Genomic DNA, 19,308 nt, shown 5'->3' on the forward strand with positions numbered 1-19,308 from the left:
CATGCGATCACCCCGGCCGACCGTGCTGCTCGCCGTCGCCGCCCTCCTGCTGGCCGGCTGCAGCTCGGGCAGCGACCCCGACCCCGCGGCCGCCTCGGGCGCCGCGACGGGGAACGGCGCGGACGTGCGCGACCTGGACGCGCTCACCATCCCCGACCTGCAGTCGATGATGGACGCCGGCGACCTGACCGCCGTCCAGCTGACCCAGGCCTACCTGGACCGGATCGCCGAGCACGACGACGAGGTGGGCGCCGTCCTCACGCTCAACCCGGACGCGCTGGCCGACGCCCGGGCCAGCGACGACGCCCGGGCCGACGGCGGGGCGCGCAGCCCGCTGGAGGGCATCCCGGTGCTGCTCAAGGACAACGTGGACACCGCCGACCTGCCGACCACCGCCGGCAGCCGGCTGCTGCTGGACTCCGAGCCCGACGACGCGACCATCACCGCCCGCCTGCTCGACGCCGGGGCGGTCGTCATCGGCAAGGCGAACCTGTCCGAGTGGGCCAACTTCCGCGGCGCGGACTCCACCAGCGGCTGGTCCGGCGCGGGCGGGCAGACGGCCAACCCCTACGTGCTCGACCGCAACCCGTGCGGCTCCTCCTCGGGCTCCGCGGCCGGGGTGGCGGCGTCCTTCGCCCAGGTCGCCATCGGCACCGAGACCGACGGCTCGATCGTCTGCCCGTCCGGCGCGAACGGCGTCGTCGGGGTCAAGCCCACCCTCGGGCAGGTCTCGCGGGACGGCGTCGTGCCCATCTCGGCCGAGCAGGACACCGCCGGCCCGATCGCCCGGCACGCCGTGGACGCCGCCCTGCTGCTGGCCGTCGTCGCCGGCCCGGACGACGCCGACGAGGCGACCGCCCAGGTGCCCGACGGCACGGACACCGGCTTCGCCGACCTGGACCTCGACGCCCTGCAGGGCACCCGGATCGGGGTCTGGTCCCCCGCCCCCGACTCCGGGGTCGACGCCGGCACCCTCGCCGTCCTGACCTCCGCGGTGGCCGCGCTGGAGGCCGCGGGGGCGACCACGGTGCCGGTGGAGCTGCCCTACCAGGACGAGATCGGCGAGGGCGAGACACCGGCGCTGCTGGCCGAGTTCGACCGCGACCTGACCGCCTACCTCGAGGCCACCGACGGCGACGTGCCCGACGACCTGGCCGGGCTCGTCGCGGAGAACGACGACGACCCGGTCGAGCTCGCCTACTTCGGCCAGGAGCTCTTCACCGAGGCCATCGCGGCGCCCGACGCGGAGCAGACCCGCGACCGCATCCGCGACCTGGCGCAGCGGTCGGTCGACGAGACCCTGGCCCAGGGCCCCGGCGACGACGACGACCTGACCGCGATCGTGGCGCTCACCGGCACCCCGGCCTGGGTGACCCGGTACGCCGGCGTCGACGGCGTCGCCGACGAGTTCGTGTACAGCTCCTCGACCCCGGCGGCGGTCGCCGGCTACCCGGCGGTGAGCGTGCCGGCCGGGTTCGCCGGGCCGCGCGGCGCACTGCCGGTGGGCGTCAGCTTAATCGGCACCGGGTGGTCCGACGCCGACCTGCTCGACGTCGCCGCCGACTTCGAGGACCAGGCGCAGGCCCGCCGCGCCCCGGGCTTCCTCGCGACGGTGGGTGCCTGATGGACCTGCAGCTGACCGGGAAGCGGGCGCTGGTCACCGGCGCCGGGCGCGGCATCGGCAAGGCGGTCGCGCTGCGGCTGGCGGAGGAGGGTGCGCAGGTGGCCCTGCTGGCCCGCTCCCGCGAGCAGCTGGAGGCGACCGCGGCGCAGCTGGCCGGCCCCTCGCTCGTCGTCCCCGCCGACACCACCGACGACGCCGCGGTGCGCGCCGCCGTCGCGGCCGTGGTGGACGCCTGGGGCGGGGTCGACGTGCTGGTCAACGCCGCGGCCCGGCCGGCGTCCTCGGCCCCGGTGCCCGCGCTGGCCGACCTGGAGGACGACGCCCTGCGCGTCGAGGTCGAGACGAAGGTGCTGGGCTACCTGCGCTGCGCCCGCGCCGCCGCCCCGCACATGACCGCGCAGGGGTGGGGCCGCATCGTCAACGTCAGCGGCCTCAACGCCCGCGCGACCGGCAACCTGGTCGGCACGGTGCGCAACGTCGCGGTGGCCGCGCTGACGGCCAACCTGGCCGAGGAGCTCGGGCCGCACGGGGTCAACGTCACCTGCGTGCACCCCGGTGCCACGGTCACGGAGCGCACGCCGGCCGACGTCGCCGCCGCCCCGGCCGGCAACCGGATCGGCCGGATGGTCACCGCCGAGGAGGTGGCCGACGTGGTGGTGTTCCTGTGCTCCCCCCGCAGCGTGGCCGTCACCGGCGACGCGGTCCCCGCCGGCGGCGGCACCCGCGGGGTGGCCGTCTATTAGACCAGCAGGGCCCGGCGCAGCTCGGCGGCCTCGGTGCGCACCTTGAGCAGCACCGGCGGGACGTCGGCGTCGCGCAGCCGGTCGCAGGACAGCCGACCGATCGGCTGCGGCGCGTAGCCGGGCACCGTGGCGCGGTCGGTGATCTCGAACGCCGCGCGCAGCACGCCCCCGGCGACCGAGCCCAGGTCGTCCAGCTCGGTCACCGGCGCGACCATCGCGGCCGGGAAGCCCCAGTGCCGCATGGCCGCCGAGGTCAGCTGCACCGCGTGCACGCCGTAGCGGTCGACCTCCGCCGCCCGCCGGGCGGCCGCCGCGGGCAGCGCGGCCACCTCCGCGTACCCGGCCGGGTCGTGGTGGGTCAGCAGCGCCGCGCCGAGCTGCGCGAGCAGGCCGGTGCACATCGCGTCCTGCGCGCGCATGCCCATCCGCGGCGCGAGGGCCTCGCAGGCCAGCGCCAGGTGCGTGGTGGTCACCCAGTGGTCGGGCGGCAGCGTGCCGTCGTCGGGGCCGGTGAGGGCGACGCTGGCCATCGACCGCACGGTGGCGAACCCGACCACGGTGACCGCGAACTGCAGCGAGGACACCCGGCCGGACAGGCCGTAGAACGCCGAGTTGGCGAGCTTGAGCACCCGGCCGGTGAGCGCGGCGTCGGCGGCCAGCAGGCGCGACAGCTCGCGGGCGCCGGCGTCCTCGGCGTGGCTGAGCGCGACGATCTGCGCGGCGACGGGCCGCTGGGCGGCCAGCTCGTCGATGTGCGAGAGCACCTCGTGCACGTCGAAGGCCACCCCCGGCAGCAGCGCCGCGGCGAGCTCGGCCTCGGTGGGCTCGGCGTCCTCGACCGGGAGGTCGTCGTCGGGGTCGGCGGGCAGCAGGGGCTCCAGCACGTCCCAGGGCTGCCCGGTCACCGGGCCCGCTCCGCGAACCAGGCGGTCGTGGCCGCGGCGTCCATCGGCCGGGCGATCCCGTACCCCTGCAGGTGCGTGGCACCCATCCCGGCCAGTGCGCGTACCTGCTCCACCGTCTCCACCCCTTCGGCCACCGTCGACAGGCCCAGCCCGGTCGCCAGCGCGACGACCGCGCCGGTGATCTCGGGGTGGCCCTCGGAGAGCTCGGCCACGAAGGACCGGTCGATCTTGAGGCAGTCCACCGGCAGCCGGCGCAGGTGTGCCAGCGACGAGTAGCCGGTGCCGAAGTCGTCGACGGCCACGGACGTGCCCAGGTCGCGCAGCCGGTGCAGCACCAGCAGCGCCAGGTCCGGGTCCCGCACCAGGGCGGACTCGGTCAGCTCCACGCAGATCCGCTCGTAGCCCACGCCGAGCCTGGTCACCGTGTCGGTGAGCAGGGCGGGCAGGTGCTCGTCCAGCTGCAGCGCGGACACGTTGACGTGCACGACCCGCGGCGCGCCGAGGCCGAGCTCGGCGTCCCACGCCGCGACCTGGGCGCAGGCCTGCTCGAGCACCGCCGCGCCCAGGGCGCCCACCAGCCCGGTCTCCTCGGCCAGCGGCACGAAGACGTCCGGGCCGATCCAGCCGCGCTGCGGGTGCTGCCAGCGGGCGAGCGCCTCGACGCCGACCGGCCGCATGGTCTCGGTCTCCACGACGGGCTGGTAGTGCACGGTGAGGCCGCCGCCGTCGATCGCCGCCCGCAGGTCGGCCACCAGCCGCAGCTTGTCCCGCGCCTGGGACCGGGCGCCCTGGTCGAGCACCGAGACCCGGCCCTTGCCGCCGGCCTTGGCCTGGTACATGGCGATGTCGCAGTCGCGGACGAGCTCGTCGGCGCTGGCGTGCTCGGCGGTCTGCACGGTGACCCCGACGCTGACCCGCACCCCCACGCCGACCCCGCCCAGCTGCACCGGCCGGGCCAGCTCGGCGGAGATGCGCCCACCCAGGGCGACCGCGGCGTCCTCGTCGACGTCCTCGCAGACCACCACGAACTCGTCGCCGCCGAAGCGGACGACCAGGTCCGACGGGCGCACGACGGCGCGCAGCCGGTGGGCCACCTGCACCAGCAGCTGGTCGCCCGCGGCGTGGCCGAGGGAGTCGTTGACCACCTTGAAGTCGTCGACGTCGAGGAAGAGGCAGGCCAGCCCGCCGTGGGCGCCGGGCTGGAACCGCTGGGCGACGAAGGAGGCCAGCCGGGTGCGGTTGGGCAGCCCGGTCAGCGGGTCGTGGGTGGCCTGGTGCTCCAGCTGGTCCTGGAACGCCAGCCGCTCGGTGACGTCCTCGATGGTGGCGACGAACCCGCTGCCCAGGCCCGGGGTGTGCAGGTGGGCGAAGCGCAGCACGGTGGTGCGCTCCTCGCCGTCGGCGCGCAGCAGCCGCGCCCGGACGTCGCCGACCTCCCCGGTGAGCGCGGCCGCGGCGGTGTCCACCACGTCCCCGACGTCCTCGGGGTGGATGCCGGCCAGCCAGCCGGTGCCCAGCAGCTGCTCGGCCTGGCGGTCGACCAGCCGGCAGAAGGCGTCGTTGACGTGCGCCAGCCGCAGCCCCTGCTCCGAGAGCAGGGTCGGCACCGGGGAGCGCTCGGTGAGGGTGGTGAAGCGCCGCTCGTGGGCGGCGGCGGAGTCGGCCAGCGCCCGCTCGGTGGCGGTGCGCGCGTGCTGCGCGGTCACCGTCCAGACCCCGGCGTCCGAGGACGGCGTGGTGGTGACGACGAGGTCCAGCAGCGCGCCGGTGCGGGACCGGCCGCGCAACTCGGTGGTCACCGTCCGCTCGCGGCGCAGCAGCACCCCGGGCGGGGTCCCGGGCAGCAGCCGGTCCAGCGCCATGCCCAGCACGTCGGTGGTGGCGTGCCCGAGCAGCCGCTCGACGCCGGCGCCCGCCCAGCGCACCCGGGGGCCGCCGGCCTCGGCGACCACCACGAGCACCGCGGCGTCGACGCGGACGGAGGCGGCGTGCAGCACGGCCCGCGAGACGCGGGCGGCGTCGAGCACCTCCCGCGAGGTCACCCGGGGACGGCGGGCGACCGCCGGGTTCTGGTCCGTCGTCGGGCTGGGCACGCTGGCAGGGTCGGCAGGTGCACGCCGGGGCTGGAGCCGCGGACCGCCCGCCTCCCCCGCACGGGTGGGACGGGGACCGGTTACCGACGAGTAGGTACGTGTGGGATCGTCGGGGCCACGGTGCGCGCCGCCGCCACCGGAGGAGGAAGGGTCGTCCATGCAGTTGCACCTGTCGCCCGAGGACCAGGCGTTCCGGGACGAGATGCGCACGTTCTTCACCACGCAGATCTCGCAGTCGATCCGCGACGACGTCGCCGCCCACCGCGAGGTCACCAAGGAGTCCTACGTCGAGGCCCAGCGGATCCTCAACGCCGCCGGCCTCGCCGTCCCGCACTGGCCCGCCGAGTGGGGCGGCCGGGACTGGACGCCGCTGCAGCGCCACATCTGGCGCGAGGAGATGCAGCTGGCCGCCGTCCCCGAGCCGCTGGCGTTCAACGCCTCGATGATCGGCCCGGTCATCGCGGCGTTCGGCAACCAGGAGCAGAAGGAGCGGTTCCTGCCGGCCACGGCCAACCTCGACATCTGGTGGTGCCAGGGCTTCTCCGAGCCCGACGCCGGCTCCGACCTGGCCAGCCTGCGCACCGCGGCGGTCCGCGACGGCGAGGACTGGGTGGTCAACGGCCAGAAGACCTGGACCACGCTGGGCCAGTACGCCGACTGGATCTTCTGCCTGGTGCGCACCGACCCCACCGCGGAGAAGAAGCAGCGCGGCATCTCCCTGCTGGTCTTCCCGATGGACACCCCCGGGGTCACCCTGCGGCCCATCGAGCTGCTCGACGGCGGCTTCGAGGTCAACGAGGTCTTCTTCGAGGACGTCCGGGTGCCCGCCGAGAACCTGATCGGCGAGGAGAACCGGGGCTGGGACTACGCCAAGTTCCTGCTCGGCAACGAGCGCGTGGGCATCGCCCGGGTGGGCGCCACCAAGCGGATGATCGCCGACGCCAAGGAGCACGCCGCCCAGATCAGCTCCGGCGGCCGCCCGCTCATCGAGGACCCCTCGATGCGCACCCGCATCACCGAGCTGGAGAACGAGCTGCTGGCCCTGGAGCTCACCGCCCTGCGGGTGGTGTCCAACTCCAGCGACGGCAAGCCCAACCCGGCGTCCTCGGTGCTCAAGCTGCGCGGCTCGGAGCTGCAGCAGGCCGCCACCGAGCTCCTGGTCGACATCGCGGGGCCGCTGTCGCTGGCCTCCTTCGCCGACGACGACGCCACCGACGTGCCCGAGTGGGCGCGGTCGACGACCCCCGAGTACCTGAACTACCGCAAGGTCTCCATCTACGGGGGCTCCAACGAAGTGCAGCGCACCATCATCGCCGGAACGATCCTGGGGTTGTGACCTGATGGACTTCACCTTCGACACCGAGCAGCACGCCCTCCGCGAAGCCGTGGCCGGCCTGCTGCAGCGCGCCTACGACCCCGAGAAGCGCCGGGCCGTGACCAAGGACGACCCGGGCTTCGACGAGAAGGTCTGGTCCCAGCTGGCCGAGATGGGCGTGCTGGGCCTGCCCTTCGCCGAGGAGGACGGCGGCATGGGCGCCGGCCACGCCGAGGTCGCCCTGGTGGCCACCGAGGTCGGCCGGGTGCTCGCGCCCGAGCCGTTCGTCGAGGCCGTGGTGCTCGCCGGCGGCCTGGTCGCCGACGTCGGCACCGCCGAGCAGCGCGCGGAGCTCCTGGGCCCGCTGAGCGAGGGCAGCTCGCTGCTGGTGTTCGCCCACGCCGAGCCCGGCAACCGCTGGACCCCGACCGCGACGGGCGTGACCGCGACCCGTTCCGGCGACGGCTGGACGCTGTCCGGGGTCAAGGAGCCGGTGCCCTCGGGTGCCCGCGCCGACGTGCTGGTCGTCAGCGCCGCCGTCGACGGCGGGACGGGCCTGTTCGTCGTCCGCGGCGACGCGGCCGGGCTGACCCGCGACGGCTACCGCAGCCACGACGGCACCCGGGCCGCCCGGGTGACCCTCGACGGCACGCCCGCCGAGCTGCTGGGCGAGGACGCGACCGACCGGACGGCGGCCGTCGAGCTGGCGCTGGCCCGGGCGACCGTGGCCTACGCGCACGAGGCGGTGGGCGCCATGGAGACCGCGCTGACCACCACCAGCGAGTACCTGAAGACCCGCAAGCAGTTCGGCGTCCCGCTCTCGCGGTTCCAGGCGCTGACCTTCCGCGCGGCCGACATGTACGTCTCGCTGGAGCTGGTCCGCAGCATCGCGCTGTGGGCCACGATGGTCGTCGACGCCCCCGACTCCACCCCGGAGCAGGTGCTGGCCGCCGCCGACCGGGCGCGGCTGCAGACCTCCAAGGCCGGCCGGCACATCGGCAAGGAGGCCATCCAGCTGCACGGCGGCATCGGCGTCACGGCCGAGTACTCCGTCGGCCACTACACCTCGCGGCTGACCGCCATCGACCACCTGCTGGGCGACGGCGCGTGGGCGGCGGACCGGCTGGCGCGGACGGTCGACGCGCACCCGTACGTGGAGGCCCTCCCGGCCTGACCCACCCGCGGCGGCGAGGGAGCCCCTGCCCCACGATCTCGACGGATCGGTGGGGCAGGGGCTCCCTTGCCTCGTCGGGGAGGAGGCGCGCTCAGGCCTGCTTGATGACCGAGACGTCGAACTCCAGCTGCACCTTGTCGCTGACCAGCACGCCGCCGGTCTCCAGCGCGGCGTTCCAGACCAGGCCCCACTGGCTGCGCTTGAGCGCCAGCGCGCCCTCGAAGCCGACCCGGGTGTTGCCGAAGGGGTCCAGCGCGCTGCCGGTGAGGGTGAAGTCGATCGACACCTGCTGCGTCTGGCCCTTGATGGTGACGTCGCCGGTGACGGTGTACTCGTCGTCGTCGACCTGCTCGACCCCGGTGGAGACGAAGGTGATCTCGGGGTACTGCTCGACGTCGAGGAAGTCGGCCGAGCGCAGGTGCGCGTCGCGGTCGGGCTGGCCGGTGTCGAGGCTGCCGGCGTCGATGCGCAGCTCCACCCGGCTGCGGGCGGGCTCGGCGACGTCCAGGTGCGCGGTGCCCTCGAACTCGCCGAACGTGCCGCGGACGGTGGTGACCATCGCGTGCCGCGCCCGGAAGCCGATCCGGGTGTGCGCGGCGTCGACCACGTAGTCGCCGGTGACGTCGGCGAGCGCCGTCGTGGCGTCGTCGAAGTCGGTCTCGCCGGACTGGCTGGCGCGGTGCTTGGCCACGGTGGACCGTCCTCCCAGAGGTGTGCAAACCGCTCGATTCTGACGTGTCCGGCGTGGTCGTGCACAGCCGGGGCCCCGCTGCGCGTCCGCGGGGCCCCGGCCGGGACGTGCTCAGCCGGCGGCGAACAGCTCCACGGCGGCCTTCGAGAAGGCCGGGACGTCGTCGGGGTTGCGGCTGGTGATGAGCTTGCCGTCGCGGCAGACCTCCTCGTCCACGACGGTCGCGCCGCCCCGCCGCAGGTCGCCGCGGATGCTCGGGTAGGAGGTCACCGTGCGGCCCTCGAGCACCCCGGCCTCCAGCAGCGTCCAGGGCGCGTGGCAGATGGCGGCCACCGGCTTGTCGGCGGAGAAGAACGCGGTGACGAACGCCAGTGCGTCGCCGTCCTGGCGCAGGGTGTCGGGGTTGACCGCCCCGCCGGGCAGCAGCAGCCCGTCGTAGTCGGCGGCCGACACGTCGGCGACCAGGTGGTCGACCGGGTAGGTGTCGCCGGGGTGGATGTCGCCGTTCACGCCCTGCACGGTGCCGTCCTCGACGCCGTCGGGCACCGAGATCAGGTGCACCGTGGCACCCGCGGCCTCCACGGCCTTGCGGGGCTCGTCGAGCTCGATCTGCTCCACGCCCTTGGCGGCGAGGATCGCGATGGTCTTGCCGGTCAGTTCAGCCATGGGGGCGCGGTTCCCTCATCCCCCGTGGCCCGAAACGCCGGGGCCCCGGGCTCAGTACCAGCCGGTGGCCTGCGAGTGCGCCCAGCCGCCGCACGGGGAGCCGTAGCGGCTGTCCAGGTAGATCAGGCCGGCGTCGATCTGCCGGAACCCGTTGTCGGTCTTGGCGATCCCGGTGCCCGCCCACGTGGAGTTCAGGAACTGCGGGATGCCGTAGGCGGTCGAGGTCGGGTTCTGCGCGTCGGGGTTCCAGCCGGACTCCCGGCCCCACAGGTTCTCCAGGCAGGAGAACTGGCTCTCGTCGCCGCCGAGCTGGGCCAGGGCGTAGTCGTGGAAGTCCTGGGTGGTGGCGTTGGCCGCGGCGGCCTCGGCCTCGGCGGCGGCCTGCGCCTGGGCGGCGGCCTCGGCCTCGGCGGCGGCCTGCGCGGCGGCGGCCTCCTGCGCCTGGCGGGCGGCGTCGTCGGCGGCGGCCTGGGTCTGCGCGGCGGCGGCCTCGGAGTCCTCGCGCTCGGCGCGGCTGGCGGCCAGCTGCTGCAGGTGGCCGGAGAGCTCGGTGGCGACCTCGGTGCCGTCGGCGGCCGGGGCGGAGATGCCCAGCTGGTCGGCGACGCTGACCGCCTCGGAGGCGGCCGTGGGGACGGGGTCGGCCTGCGCGGCCGGGCCGGTGCTCAGCAGCACGTTGACCAGGACGGCGCCCACGGCCGCGGCGGCCAGGTAGACCGCCGGTCGGCGGGCCGGGACGCGGTGGCGGCCGCGCGCGGCGGCGGCGACGACCTGCTCGGCGGTCTCGGGCTGCTGGGGGGTGCCGGCGTCGCCGGGGCGTGCGGAATGACGAGCGGTCATGCGGGCGTGCGGGTCCTGTCTTCCGGGTGCACCGCACGCGGGCGCGTGGTCGGTGCAGCCGTCTACCGGGTTAGCTGACGGGTTCGGGCGGGAAGGAGCCCTACCCGTCGTCGCCGCGCGGTGCGGTCTCGACGGGATTCACCCCGGTGGTGCGGTGGGTCCCCGGTTCACTGTGTGACTCGACGGCGTCCGGACGGTCCCCCGTTGCGGGGGCTGCGGCCGAGCGGACGCGGCCACGTTACGAGCAGGTCACACGAGATGACAACAGCCCCACCCGAATTCCACAGGTGTTGTACGCCTCAGGGCAGTCGCCACACCGTGGTGCGCCGGGCGACGTCCACCCCGCTGTCGGGGACGTCGTAGCCGGCCACCTCGCGCAGACCCTCCGGCAGCTGCGAGCGGCCCGGGTCCCCGACCAGCACGACCGCGCCGCGGACCCACGCGGTGAACAGCCACGGCCGCACCCGGTCGGCCATCCGCAGGTCGTAGAAGACGTCACCGGCGAGCACCACGTCGACCCCCGGCAGGTCGGCGTCCAGCACGTCGCCGACGGGCTCGACGCCGCTGGCGCCGGACGCGGCGGCGTTGAGCGGGACGACGGCCAGCGCGTAGGGGTCGACGTCGCTGGCCAGCACCCGGCGGGCCCCGGCCAGCGCCGCGGCGATGCCGACCAGGCCGCTGCCGCAGCCCAGGTCCAGCACGGTGCGCCCGGCGACCAGGTCGGGGTGGTCGAGCACGTGGCGGGCCAGGCCCTGCCCGCCGACCCACGCGGCCGCCCAGAACGGGGAGGCGTCGCCCGCTCCCCCGCCGTCGGACTCCATGGCCAGCCAGAGCGCGGTGACGTCGTCGGCCAGGTGCAGGGCGACCTCGGGCACCAGCGGGGGCCGCACGAGCCGGGTGTGCCGGGCGAAGAAGCCCTCGGGGACGGTCACCGGACGCGGCTCCGCCGGACCCGGCTGACCACCGCGGTGTATAGCGGGGTCAGCACCACGCCGTCGCCGGCCAGCCGGTCGCGCAGCCGCTGCCGGTGCTTCCAGACCCCCAGCAGGCCGATCGCCCAGAACAGGTACTGCACGGCGAACGCGGCCTTGAACGCCCCGAGGTCGTAGGCGGTGGACGTGCCCGGGGTCAGCGCGTCGAGCACCGCGCCGACGGCCAGCACGGTGAGCAGGGAGGCGACGAACCCGCCGATGTTGACCACCCCGGTGGCGCTGCCGAGCCGGTGCACCGGGTTCCAGGTCCGGGCGTAGTCGAAGCCGATCATCGAGCCCGGGCCGTTGGTGGCCAGCACCAGCACGAGGACCACCAGCAGCCACAGGGGCGCCCGGCCCGGCCACAGCAGCACCGCCGTCCAGGCGGTGATGGTGGCGCCGGCGATGCCGAACACCAGGACCGACCGGCGCAGCGGCCACCGGCCGCAGAGCTTGCCCAGCACCGGTCCCACCCCCATGCCGACGACCACCAGCAGGGTCAGCAGGCCGGCCGCGGTCGCCGCGGACAGCCCCTGGCCGAGCACGAGGAACGGGTAGCCCCAGAGCAGCGCGAACACGGTGCCGGAGAACTGGGTGACCAGGTGCGTGTAGAGCCCGATCCGGGTGCCGGACTCGTGCCAGGCACCGGCCACGTTCTGCTTGATCTCGGCCCACCCGGCCACCGGTGCGACCGGGGTCCCCGGCGGTGCGTCCCGCAGCGCGACGACCACCAGGACGGCGACCAGCACGCCGAGGGCGGCCGCGCCGGTGAACGTCGCCGTCCAGGAGGTGTGGTGCAGGGCGAGCACCAGCGGGTAGGCGGCCGCGATCTGGCCGAGCTGGCCGAGGATGCCGGTGAGCTGGGTGATGACCGGCACGGTCGGCCCGCTGAACCACAGGGTGACCACGCGCAGCACGCTGATGAACGTCATCGCGTCGCCGGCGCCGACCAGCACCCGGGCCACGATGGCGGTGGGCACGTCGGTGGCCACGGCGAGCAGCAGCTGCCCGGCGGCCATGGTGAGCGCGCCGGTGGCCACCATCGCCCGCGAGCCGAACCGGTCGAGCGCGACCCCCACCGGTACCTGCATCCCCGCGTAGACGGCCAGCTGGAGCACCAGGAAGAGGCTGACGGCCGAGGCCCCGGCGGAGAAGCGCTCCTGGGCGTCGGTGGCGGCCACACCCAGCGAGCCGCGGTGGAAGACGGCCACGCCGTAGGCGAGCAGGCCGACCACCCAGACGACGTAGGCACGGCGGGAGTTCACGCCCCACGATGACACCCCGGTCGGTGCGGTTGTTCCCGGCTCAGTCGATGCAGCTGGTGTCGCCGGCGGTGCGCTGCGGCGTGTCGTAGTCCCCGGACGTCGCAGCGGGGGCGGCCGAGGTGGCCGGCGCGGCGGACGACGTGGCGGACGACGTGGCGGACGACGGGGCCGCCGGCGGCGCGCTCCCGGACGGCGCCGCCGCCGGCGCCGCGGGCTCGCCGAGGTCGGCGAAGAAGGCGTGCACCGCGTCGGCGGCCGGGGGCTGCAGCACGTCGGCACCGTGCACCCGGGCGTTGACCAGACCGGGCACCGTCTGGAACGTCAGGTCGGCGGGGCGGACCCCCTGCAGCTGGCCGACCAGGTCGCCGACGTCCAGCCCGCGGTCGAGGGTCACGCTGTCGCCGACCCGCGCGACGATGCGCTGCTGCTGGGCGGGGTCCAGGAGGACGTCGGCGGAGAGCAGGTTGCGCAGCATGCCGGCGATGTAGACCTGCTGGCGGATGGTGCGGTCGATGTCGCCCTGCGGCAGGCCGTGGCGCTGCCGGACGAAGGACAGCGCCTGGTCGGGCCCGATGGTCTGCACGCCGGCCGGGAAGGCGGCCCCGGAGTAGCTGTCGGTGGTCGCCTGGCACAGGTCGACCTGGACGCCGCCGACGATGCTGCTCAGCTGCAGGAACCCGGCCAGGTCGACCTCGGCGTAGTGGTCGATCTGCAGGCCGGTGAACTGGCTGGCGGTCTGCACCAGCAGGCCCATCCCGGCGGCGTCCTTGGCCTGCGCGTCCCCGTCGGCGGCGTCGTAGGCGTGCGCGTAGGCGCTGTTGAGCTTGCCCTCGCCGTAGCCGGGGATGCCCACGTAGGTGTCGCGGGGCAGCGAGACGAAGGAGGCGCCCGACCCGTCGGCGGGGACGTGCACCAGGATCATCGTGTCGGTGTTGAGCTCGCCGTCCGAGCCGCCGGTGGAGTTGGCGTCCTCCTGGGCGTCGCTCAGGCCCGCACGGGAGTCCATCCCCACCAGCAGCAGGTTCATCGCCCGACCGGCGTGCGCGGCGCCGTTGACGTCGGTGTTGCCGTCGGTGGGCAGGCCGTCGCCGCGGTGGACGCTGGCCTCGGCGACACCGAGCAGGTGCCAGCCCCAGCCGCTGCCGGCCAGCACCGCGACGCTGCAGAGCACCGCCACCGCGCGCAGGGCGACCAGGAGGCGGGAGGTCCGGCGCCGTCGGGCGCCGCGCCGGGGGCCACCACCCCGGGCGCCCCGGGCACCCCGTCGCCGGACCTCCCGCGGCGCAGGGGGGCGGCCGGCCCGCGGGTCCAGCCGCGCCGGCAGGTCCCGCGGGCCGGTCCCGCTCACGGCCTCCCCACGCACGTCCGCACCCTCCCCGGCGGCGCTGTGACCCGGCTGGGACCGACCGGGGGGTCCGCTGCACACGCCCGGCGGGCAGGATCGGGGCATGCGCACGGAGCTGGGCCGGGTGAGCGGGCCGAACGGCGAGGTGGCGCTGTGGCGGCGGACGGCCGACGACGGCGCGCTGGTCACCGAGCTGGTCGTGGACGGCGTGTTCGCGATGGACGACGTGGACACCTCCACCGAGCGGGCGCTGGCCACCGAGGCGCTGGCCCGGGTGGCGGGCGCGGAGCTGTCGGTGCTGGTGGGCGGACTGGGTCTGGGCTGGACCACCGCGGCGGTGCTGCGCTCCCCCGGCGTGGCCGAGGTGGTCGTCGTCGAGCTGGAGGACGCGCTGCTGGGCTGGGCGGCCGAGGGCCTGCTGCCGGGGCTGCCCAGCACGTCGGACCCCCGGCTGGACCTGCAGGCCGGCGACGTGGCCGCGGCGTTCCTGCCCGGCCGCTACGACGTGGTGCTGCTCGACGTGGACAACGGCCCGGACTTCCTGGTGCACGGGTCCAACGCCGGGCTCTACGGCGCGCCCGGGCTGGCCCGGGCGCTGGGGGCGCTGCGCCCGGGCGGGGTGCTGGCGATCTGGTCGGCCGACCCCTCGCCCACCCTGCTGGCCCGGTTGGCCGACCTCCCGGGGGTGGCCGACGCCGAGCAGCTGGTGCTGCCCGTGGAGCGCGAGGGCCGGGTGTTCGAGTACGCGGTGCTGCTGGCCCGCCGATCCACCGCGTAAACGACGTTTCACACGCCGCCCGGGCGGACAGGTGGGGTGCATGACCAACCCGGACACCGCAACCACCGAGACCCGCACCTTCGCCGACCTGGGCAAGGAGATGTGGTCCTACCTCACCGGCAAGGGCGCCGCCATCAACTACGAGTTCGTCGACATGACCGTCGAGGTGCCGCGCGAGATCGGCGCCGACGCCCCCCGCGCGACCTGGAAGCTCAACGGCACGCTGCGCATCACCACCGCCGAGGGCGTCTCGCAGGGGTGAGCACCGGTCCGTTCGCCGTCCGGGCCGACCTGACCCTGCAGGCCGACGGGGTCACCGCCCGGCTGACCGGGGACGGCGACCGGCTCACCCTGGACGCGTCGGATCCGTGGGCCCTCTGGCGGTCGGCGGCCGCGCTGCCCTGGCCGGTCGGCCCCACCGTCTCGCGCGGCCCGTCCGTGCTCGGCGAGATCGGCAGCGCGCTGGCCGCCCGCGGGCTGCACGTCGACGTCACCGGGCCCGGCGGGCGGGTGGCCGAGCTCGGCGCAGGGGTCGCCTCCCCGCTGGGCCGGCTGCTGACCGGGTCGGCCGCCGTCCGGCCCGGGTCCCCGCGCACGGTGGCCACCACCGTCTCGGCGGGGGTCACCGCCTCGCCGGGCGGGCGCCGCGCCGTGGGCCTGGGTCTGGCGGCCCTGCTGGCCGCCGTCGTGCTCGGCCGCCGTCGGCGCTGAGCCCTACCCGCTGTCCCCCACCGCCGCGGCCCACTCGCCGGCCGCGCCGGTGAGGGCGGCGGTGCCCACGTCCAGCGGCACCCCGCCGCCGCGGGGCTCCCCCGTCGCCGGGTCCGTCCAGGCCGCCGGGCCCGACAGGTGCACCCGCAGCAGGCGGCGGTCGTCCCGGGCGTCGTCGAGCACCCAGGACAGGGCCGGTTCGGTGAACACCAGGCCCTCGCCCAGCAGCCCGCCCGGCCGCTCGGCGACGGCCTGCAGCCAGGAGGCCAGCCGCATCCCGTCCCACGGGCTCAGGCAGGGCTCCCGGAACACCCAGTGCCGCCCGTCGGCGGTGCGCACCTCGCCGCGGACCACGAGCAGCGTCTGCGACCAGTCGGGGCGGTCCAGCTCCACCGCCCGTGCCTCGAGCACCTGCCGGCGGAGCACCCGCAGGTCGACCAGGGCGCCGTCGGCGGACTCCAGCCTCATGCCGCCGCCCAGTGCGCCGGGCGGACGACGTCCGCGTCCAGCCGCGTGGACCCGTCGCCGGCCGCGGCGACCAGCTGCGCCGGGGTCAGGAACAGGGCGCCGCGCAGGTCGGCCCCGTGCAGCCGGGCCCCGCGGGTGTCCGCGCCGGTCAGGTCGGCCAGGCCGAGGTCCGCGCCGCGCAGGTCGGCGCCCAGCAGCGAGGCACCCCGCAGCACCGCGCCGCGCAGGTCCGCCCCGGCCAGGTCGGCGCCGGCCAGGTCGGCGCCGCGCAGCAGCCGCGGCCGCCGGACACCGCGGCGGGCGTGCTCACCGGCCGCGGTCAGCAGGGCGTTGACCTCCGCCCGCACCGCGCCGACCGGCACCTCGCGCAGCTCCTCGAACCCCGCGGCCACCCGGCGGGCCAGCGCGTCGTCGGCAGCGGCGAGCTCCCCGGCCAGGTCGGCGGGCAGGTCCAGCGCGCGGGCCGCGCGGACCAGCCAGCGCAGCTCCTGCAGGGCCCGCACCACCGGGAAGACGGTGCCCACCTGGTGCAGCACCGCCCGGTCGCCGCGGTCCAGACCCGGCCAGACGTGCTGGGTGACCTGCTGGCCGGCGCCGAAGCAGTCGTAGACCGTGCAGCCCGGGAAGCCCCGCTCGCGGAGCACCGGGTGGATGCCGCACCGGTCGTCCTCCCGCAGGTTCGGGCACGCCGTGCCGGCCGGCTTGTCCAGCGCGAAGTCCGCGCCGCGGGAGAACGAGGGCAGCACGCAGCACAGCGCGGCGCACCGGCCGCAGTCGGCCTGCAGGGGGTCGGCCGCGGTCACCGCGCGACGCGGTCCAGCAGCGCGAGCACGTGCTCCCACGCGTCGGTGCACGCCTGCTCCCACTCGTCGTGCGCGCGGTCGAAGAAGGAGTGCGGGGCGCCGTCGTAGACGGCGAGGTCCACGTCGGCGCCGGCTGCGCGCATGCGGTCGGCCAGCGCCTGCTGGTCGGCGACCGGGGTGGCCCGGTCGGCGCCGGCGACCAGCATGGTCACCGGGCGGGAGGCGCGGTCGGCCGCGTCGCCGACCAGCGCGGGCCGGCCGTAGAAGCCGGCGCAGCCGGCCAGGTCCACGTCGCCGCCGGCCAGCCGCCAGGAGTGGCTGCCCCCCAGGCAGAACCCGACGGTGACCACGGGCAGGTCCGGGGAGGTCCGCGCGCGCAGGTAGTCCACGGCCGCCCGGACGTCGGTGTCCACGCCCTGCTCGGTCAGCTGCGGCACGTGGGCCTGCCAGTCGAAGTCCTCCTCGCGGGTGCCGGTGGCGGGCACGCCCGCGGTGCGGCCGAACCAGTCCACGGCCAGCGCCGGCACCCCGGCCTCGGCGAACCGCTCGGCGAGGGCGACGTAGTAGGGGTGCAGCCCGCGCACGTCGGGCAGCACGACGACGCCGGCGCGGGCCGGGCCGGCGGGGGCGGCGTAGGCGGCGCCGACGACGGTGCCGTCGGCGCCGGTGACGGTCAGCGTGCCGCGCTCGGCGACGTCACCGGCGGGACGCGGGGCGGCGGGCGGGCGGCTGTCGTGGTCGTGGCACATGCGCCGTTCCTACCCCCGTGCCGCAGCCGCCGCTCGGGTCAGGTGTCCGAGGCGTCGTCCTGCCGCTCCGGCCGGCCGCCGAAGGTGGCCGCGGCGTGCTCGCGGCGGGCGTCGGCCAGCCAGCGGTGCTGCCGGTCGGCCTGGTCGACCAGCCGCTCCATCTCGCCGGCGTCGATGCGCCGGTCCACCTCGGACAGGCCCAGCAGGGTCTCGAAGCCGGCCCGCTTGAGCAGCACCGCACCGCTGAGGAACTCGAACTCGACCACCGTGCTCAGCGGTCCCCGGCCCAGCCGCCCGTCGGGCTTGAGCCGCGACACCTTCTCGGCCACCGCGACCACCAGCTGCTTGACCCGGCTGGCCGGCAGCCCGAGCGCGGCCATGGTCGTCCGCAGGGCGGCCCGCTCCTCCTGCAGCTCGGCGTGCAGCCCGCGCAGGGGGGCGGTCCACTCGTCGTCGCGGTGGTGAGCCAGCATCCGGCGGACCAGCCCGATGCCGCCGGCCGACGCCGCGAGGTGGTCGTTGCAGTAGATGCGCAGCTGGTCGGGGTCCACGGCGCCCATCCTGGGGCCCACCGCTGCGGACCGCAGTCATCTCACATCTGAGATACCGTTGCCGCCGATGTCCCTCACCGAAGAAGCCACCGGTCAGTCCCTCCGCCAGATCGGCACCCTGGTCCGCGACGCCCGCCGCCACCACGGGCTGACGCAGACGCAGCTCGCGGAGCGGCTGGGCACCAGCCAGAGCGCGATCGCCCGCATCGAGCAGGGCGCGCAGAACCTCACCCTCGAGCTGCTGGGCCGGCTGTCCGCGGCGCTGGACAGCGAGCTGATCACCGTCGGCCGCTCCGGGCCCACCCACCTGCGGGTGACCGGCGGCACCGCGCTGTCGGGGTCGGTCACGGTGAAGAGCAGCAAGAACGCCGCGGTCGCCCTGCTGTGCGCCTCGCTGCTGAACCGGGGCACCACCACGCTGCGCAACGTGGCCCGGATCGTGGAGGTCGAGCGCATCCTCGACGTGCTGCGCTCGATCGGCGTGCAGGCCACCTGGGACACCGCGGGCAAGGACCTGACCATCGTCGTCCCCGAGGCGCTCGACCTGGCCGGCATCGACGCCGACGCCGCCCGGCGCACCCGCAGCATCATCATGTTCCTGGGCCCGCTGCTGCACCGCGAGCAGACCTTCGAGCTGCCCTACGCCGGCGGGTGCGACCTGGGCACCCGCACGATCGAGCCGCACATGATCGCGCTGCGGCCCTTCGGGCTGGAGATCGAGGCGCACGCCGGGGAGTACCACGCCCGCGTCGAGGCGCCCGGCGCCGCCGACCGCACGATCGTGCTGACCGAGCGCGGGGACACCGTCACCGAGAACGCGCTGCTGGCCGCCGCCCGGCACCCCGGGCGCACCACCATCCGCAACGCCAGCCCGAACTACATGGTGCAGGACCTCTGCCTGTACCTGGAGCTGCTCGGCGTGCGGATCGAGGGCTTCGGCACCACGACCCTGGTGGTGCACGGCGTCGCCGAGCTCGACGCGAACGTCGACTACACCCCCAGCGAGGACCCGGTGGAGGCGATGAGCCTGCTCACCGCCGGCATCGTCACCGGCTCCGAGCTCACCGTGCGCCGGGCGCCGATCGAGTTCCTGGAGATCGAGCTGGCGATCCTGGGCGAGATGGGGTTGCGCTACGACCTGTCCGCGGAGTACGCCGCCGACAACGGCCGCACCCGGCTGGTCGACATCACCATCCACCCGTCGGAGCTCAAGGCGCCGATCGACAAGGTGCACCCGATGCCCTTCCCGGGGCTCAACATCGACAACCTGCCGTTCTTCGCGGTCATCGCGGCCAGCGCCTCGGGCGGCACGCTGATCCACGACTGGGTGTACGACAACCGGGCCATCCACCTGTCCGACCTGACCCGGCTCGGGGCCGACGTCCGGCTGCTGGACCCGCACCGGGTGCTGGTCAGCGGGCCGACGCACTGGTCGGCCGCCGAGATCGTCTGCCCGCCGGCGCTGCGGCCCGCGGTCTGCATCCTGCTGGCGATGCTGGCCTGCAAGGGCACCTCGGTGCTGCGCAACGTCGACATCATCGCCCGGGGCTACGAGCAGCTCTACGAGCGGCTGGTCGAGATGGGTGCCCGCATCGAGGTCTTCACCGACTGACCCC

The 19,308-nt window shown here is 75.5% G+C and carries 20 protein-coding genes and 1 riboswitch; of the genes, 8 read left to right on the forward strand and 12 right to left on the reverse strand.

The window, feature by feature from the left end; genetic code table 11:
- The first annotated feature begins 1 nt into the window (after position 1).
- Both BLT39_RS09940 and BLT39_RS09945 read left to right on the forward strand, forming a co-directional pair.
- On the forward strand, positions 2-1,624 hold the full coding sequence (locus BLT39_RS09940) for an amidase family protein (RefSeq protein WP_091062297.1): 1,623 nt from the start codon (positions 2-4) through the stop codon (positions 1,622-1,624).
- Entirely contained in the window at positions 1,624-2,367 is a 744-nt protein-coding gene (locus tag BLT39_RS09945) for an SDR family NAD(P)-dependent oxidoreductase (protein ID WP_091062299.1), read from the forward strand. Before BLT39_RS09940 ends, BLT39_RS09945 begins: the two co-directional genes overlap by 1 nt.
- Here BLT39_RS09945 and BLT39_RS09950 read toward each other — a convergent pair.
- Both BLT39_RS09950 and BLT39_RS09955 read right to left on the reverse strand, forming a co-directional pair.
- On the reverse strand, positions 2,364-3,272 hold the full coding sequence (locus BLT39_RS09950; protein ID WP_242658290.1) for an HDOD domain-containing protein: 909 nt from the start codon (positions 3,270-3,272) through the stop codon (positions 2,364-2,366). The two genes, BLT39_RS09945 and BLT39_RS09950, sit on opposite strands and share 4 nt — an antisense overlap.
- Positions 3,269-5,365 (reverse strand): putative bifunctional diguanylate cyclase/phosphodiesterase, encoded by a 2,097-nt coding sequence (locus tag BLT39_RS09955; RefSeq protein ID WP_242658291.1) that lies wholly within the window; start codon positions 5,363-5,365, stop codon positions 3,269-3,271. Before BLT39_RS09955 ends, BLT39_RS09950 begins: the two co-directional genes overlap by 4 nt.
- Before the next feature lie 157 nt (positions 5,366-5,522).
- Between BLT39_RS09955 and BLT39_RS09960 the strand changes: the two genes are divergently transcribed.
- Positions 5,523-6,701 carry an acyl-CoA dehydrogenase family protein gene (locus tag BLT39_RS09960; RefSeq protein WP_091062303.1) on the forward strand — a complete coding sequence of 393 codons (1,179 nt, stop codon included), beginning with the start codon at positions 5,523-5,525 and terminating at the stop codon, positions 6,699-6,701.
- A gap of 4 nt (positions 6,702-6,705) precedes the next feature.
- Positions 6,706-7,854, forward strand: coding sequence for an acyl-CoA dehydrogenase family protein (locus BLT39_RS09965; protein ID WP_091062305.1), 1,149 nt, complete (start codon positions 6,706-6,708; stop codon positions 7,852-7,854).
- Between the two features lie 91 nt (positions 7,855-7,945).
- Here the strand turns inward: BLT39_RS09965 and BLT39_RS09970 are convergent, their stop codons facing one another.
- From BLT39_RS09970 to BLT39_RS09995, 6 genes are all read right to left on the reverse strand, one after another.
- Positions 7,946-8,545 carry a YceI family protein gene (locus BLT39_RS09970; protein WP_091062306.1) on the reverse strand — a complete coding sequence of 200 codons (600 nt, stop codon included), beginning with the start codon at positions 8,543-8,545 and terminating at the stop codon, positions 7,946-7,948.
- A gap of 111 nt (positions 8,546-8,656) precedes the next feature.
- Positions 8,657-9,211: a type 1 glutamine amidotransferase domain-containing protein gene (locus BLT39_RS09975; RefSeq protein ID WP_091062309.1), complete on the reverse strand. Its 555-nt coding sequence runs from the start codon at positions 9,209-9,211 to the stop codon at positions 8,657-8,659.
- Positions 9,212-9,262: 51 nt separating this feature from the next.
- On the reverse strand, positions 9,263-10,051 hold the full coding sequence (locus BLT39_RS09980) for an aggregation-promoting factor C-terminal-like domain-containing protein (protein ID WP_242658292.1): 789 nt from the start codon (positions 10,049-10,051) through the stop codon (positions 9,263-9,265).
- Between the two features lie 59 nt (positions 10,052-10,110).
- Positions 10,111-10,236: riboswitch (cyclic di-AMP (ydaO/yuaA leader) on the reverse strand.
- 114 nt (positions 10,237-10,350) lie between these two features.
- Complete coding sequence (locus BLT39_RS09985) at positions 10,351-10,983, reverse strand: class I SAM-dependent methyltransferase (protein ID WP_242658293.1); 633 nt, start codon at positions 10,981-10,983, stop codon at positions 10,351-10,353.
- Positions 10,980-12,287 carry an MFS transporter gene (locus BLT39_RS09990; protein ID WP_091062310.1) on the reverse strand — a complete coding sequence of 436 codons (1,308 nt, stop codon included), beginning with the start codon at positions 12,285-12,287 and terminating at the stop codon, positions 10,980-10,982. The genes BLT39_RS09985 and BLT39_RS09990 overlap by 4 nt, the downstream gene beginning before the upstream one ends.
- A 40-nt stretch (positions 12,288-12,327) precedes the next feature.
- Positions 12,328-13,464, reverse strand: a complete 1,137-nt coding sequence (locus BLT39_RS09995) for an LCP family protein (protein WP_131801459.1) — start codon at positions 13,462-13,464, stop codon at positions 12,328-12,330.
- A gap of 271 nt (positions 13,465-13,735) precedes the next feature.
- Here BLT39_RS09995 and BLT39_RS10000 point away from each other — a divergent pair, with 271 nt between their 5' ends.
- From BLT39_RS10000 to BLT39_RS10010, 3 genes are read left to right on the forward strand one after another with little or no spacing between them, the layout of a single operon-like run.
- Complete coding sequence (locus BLT39_RS10000; protein ID WP_109502131.1) at positions 13,736-14,410, forward strand: polyamine aminopropyltransferase; 675 nt, start codon at positions 13,736-13,738, stop codon at positions 14,408-14,410.
- A 40-nt stretch (positions 14,411-14,450) separates the two neighbouring features.
- A complete protein-coding gene (locus BLT39_RS10005; RefSeq protein ID WP_091062316.1) occupies positions 14,451-14,672 on the forward strand; it encodes a hypothetical protein in 222 nt (73 codons plus the stop codon).
- Complete coding sequence (locus BLT39_RS10010) at positions 14,669-15,121, forward strand: hypothetical protein (protein WP_091062318.1); 453 nt, start codon at positions 14,669-14,671, stop codon at positions 15,119-15,121. Before BLT39_RS10005 ends, BLT39_RS10010 begins: the two co-directional genes overlap by 4 nt.
- A 3-nt stretch (positions 15,122-15,124) precedes the next feature.
- On the opposite strand, the gene BLT39_RS10015 is transcribed toward BLT39_RS10010, so the two are convergent.
- Genes BLT39_RS10015 through BLT39_RS10030 form a run of 4 tightly spaced genes read right to left on the reverse strand, consistent with a single transcriptional unit; the run spans position 15,125 to position 17,701 of the window.
- Complete coding sequence (locus BLT39_RS10015; RefSeq protein ID WP_091062320.1) at positions 15,125-15,589, reverse strand: WapI family immunity protein; 465 nt, start codon at positions 15,587-15,589, stop codon at positions 15,125-15,127.
- Positions 15,586-16,392, reverse strand: coding sequence for a pentapeptide repeat-containing protein (locus tag BLT39_RS10020; RefSeq protein ID WP_091062321.1), 807 nt, complete (start codon positions 16,390-16,392; stop codon positions 15,586-15,588). Before BLT39_RS10020 ends, BLT39_RS10015 begins: the two co-directional genes overlap by 4 nt.
- The gene (locus BLT39_RS10025) at positions 16,389-17,141 is read right to left on the reverse strand and encodes a dienelactone hydrolase family protein (RefSeq protein ID WP_091062324.1); all 753 of its coding nucleotides are present in this window, start codon (positions 17,139-17,141) and stop codon (positions 16,389-16,391) included. The genes BLT39_RS10020 and BLT39_RS10025 overlap by 4 nt, the downstream gene beginning before the upstream one ends.
- A gap of 38 nt (positions 17,142-17,179) precedes the next feature.
- Positions 17,180-17,701: a hypothetical protein gene (locus tag BLT39_RS10030; protein WP_091062326.1), complete on the reverse strand. Its 522-nt coding sequence runs from the start codon at positions 17,699-17,701 to the stop codon at positions 17,180-17,182.
- Positions 17,702-17,759: 58 nt separating this feature from the next.
- Here BLT39_RS10030 and BLT39_RS10035 point away from each other — a divergent pair, with 58 nt between their 5' ends.
- Positions 17,760-19,304: a helix-turn-helix domain-containing protein gene (locus BLT39_RS10035; RefSeq protein ID WP_091062328.1), complete on the forward strand. Its 1,545-nt coding sequence runs from the start codon at positions 17,760-17,762 to the stop codon at positions 19,302-19,304.
- Positions 19,305-19,308: the final 4 nt, after the last annotated feature.

This window comes from Klenkia brasiliensis (assembly GCF_900100695.1).
GTDB lineage: Bacteria > Actinomycetota > Actinomycetes > Mycobacteriales > Geodermatophilaceae > Klenkia > Klenkia brasiliensis.

Excerpts from the sequence above, each read along its gene's own strand:
- BLT39_RS10000 (WP_109502131.1), top strand. The coding sequence starts at position 13,736 with ATGCGCACGGAGCTGGGCCGGGTGAGCGGGCCGAACGGCGAGGTGGCG.
- BLT39_RS09975 (WP_091062309.1), bottom strand. The coding sequence starts at position 9,211 with ATGGCTGAACTGACCGGCAAGACCATCGCGATCCTCGCCGCCAAGGGC.
- BLT39_RS09965 (WP_091062305.1), top strand. The coding sequence starts at position 6,706 with ATGGACTTCACCTTCGACACCGAGCAGCACGCCCTCCGCGAAGCCGTG.
- BLT39_RS09945 (WP_091062299.1), top strand. The coding sequence starts at position 1,624 with ATGGACCTGCAGCTGACCGGGAAGCGGGCGCTGGTCACCGGCGCCGGG.
- BLT39_RS09960 (WP_091062303.1), top strand. The coding sequence starts at position 5,523 with ATGCAGTTGCACCTGTCGCCCGAGGACCAGGCGTTCCGGGACGAGATG.
- BLT39_RS10035 (WP_091062328.1), top strand. The coding sequence starts at position 17,760 with ATGTCCCTCACCGAAGAAGCCACCGGTCAGTCCCTCCGCCAGATCGGC.
- BLT39_RS09980 (WP_242658292.1), bottom strand. The coding sequence starts at position 10,051 with ATGACCGCTCGTCATTCCGCACGCCCCGGCGACGCCGGCACCCCCCAG.
- BLT39_RS10015 (WP_091062320.1), bottom strand. The coding sequence starts at position 15,589 with ATGAGGCTGGAGTCCGCCGACGGCGCCCTGGTCGACCTGCGGGTGCTC.
- BLT39_RS10025 (WP_091062324.1), bottom strand. The coding sequence starts at position 17,141 with ATGTGCCACGACCACGACAGCCGCCCGCCCGCCGCCCCGCGTCCCGCC.
- BLT39_RS10005 (WP_091062316.1), top strand. The coding sequence starts at position 14,451 with ATGACCAACCCGGACACCGCAACCACCGAGACCCGCACCTTCGCCGAC.
- BLT39_RS10030 (WP_091062326.1), bottom strand. The coding sequence starts at position 17,701 with ATGGGCGCCGTGGACCCCGACCAGCTGCGCATCTACTGCAACGACCAC.
- BLT39_RS09940 (WP_091062297.1), top strand. The coding sequence starts at position 2 with ATGCGATCACCCCGGCCGACCGTGCTGCTCGCCGTCGCCGCCCTCCTG.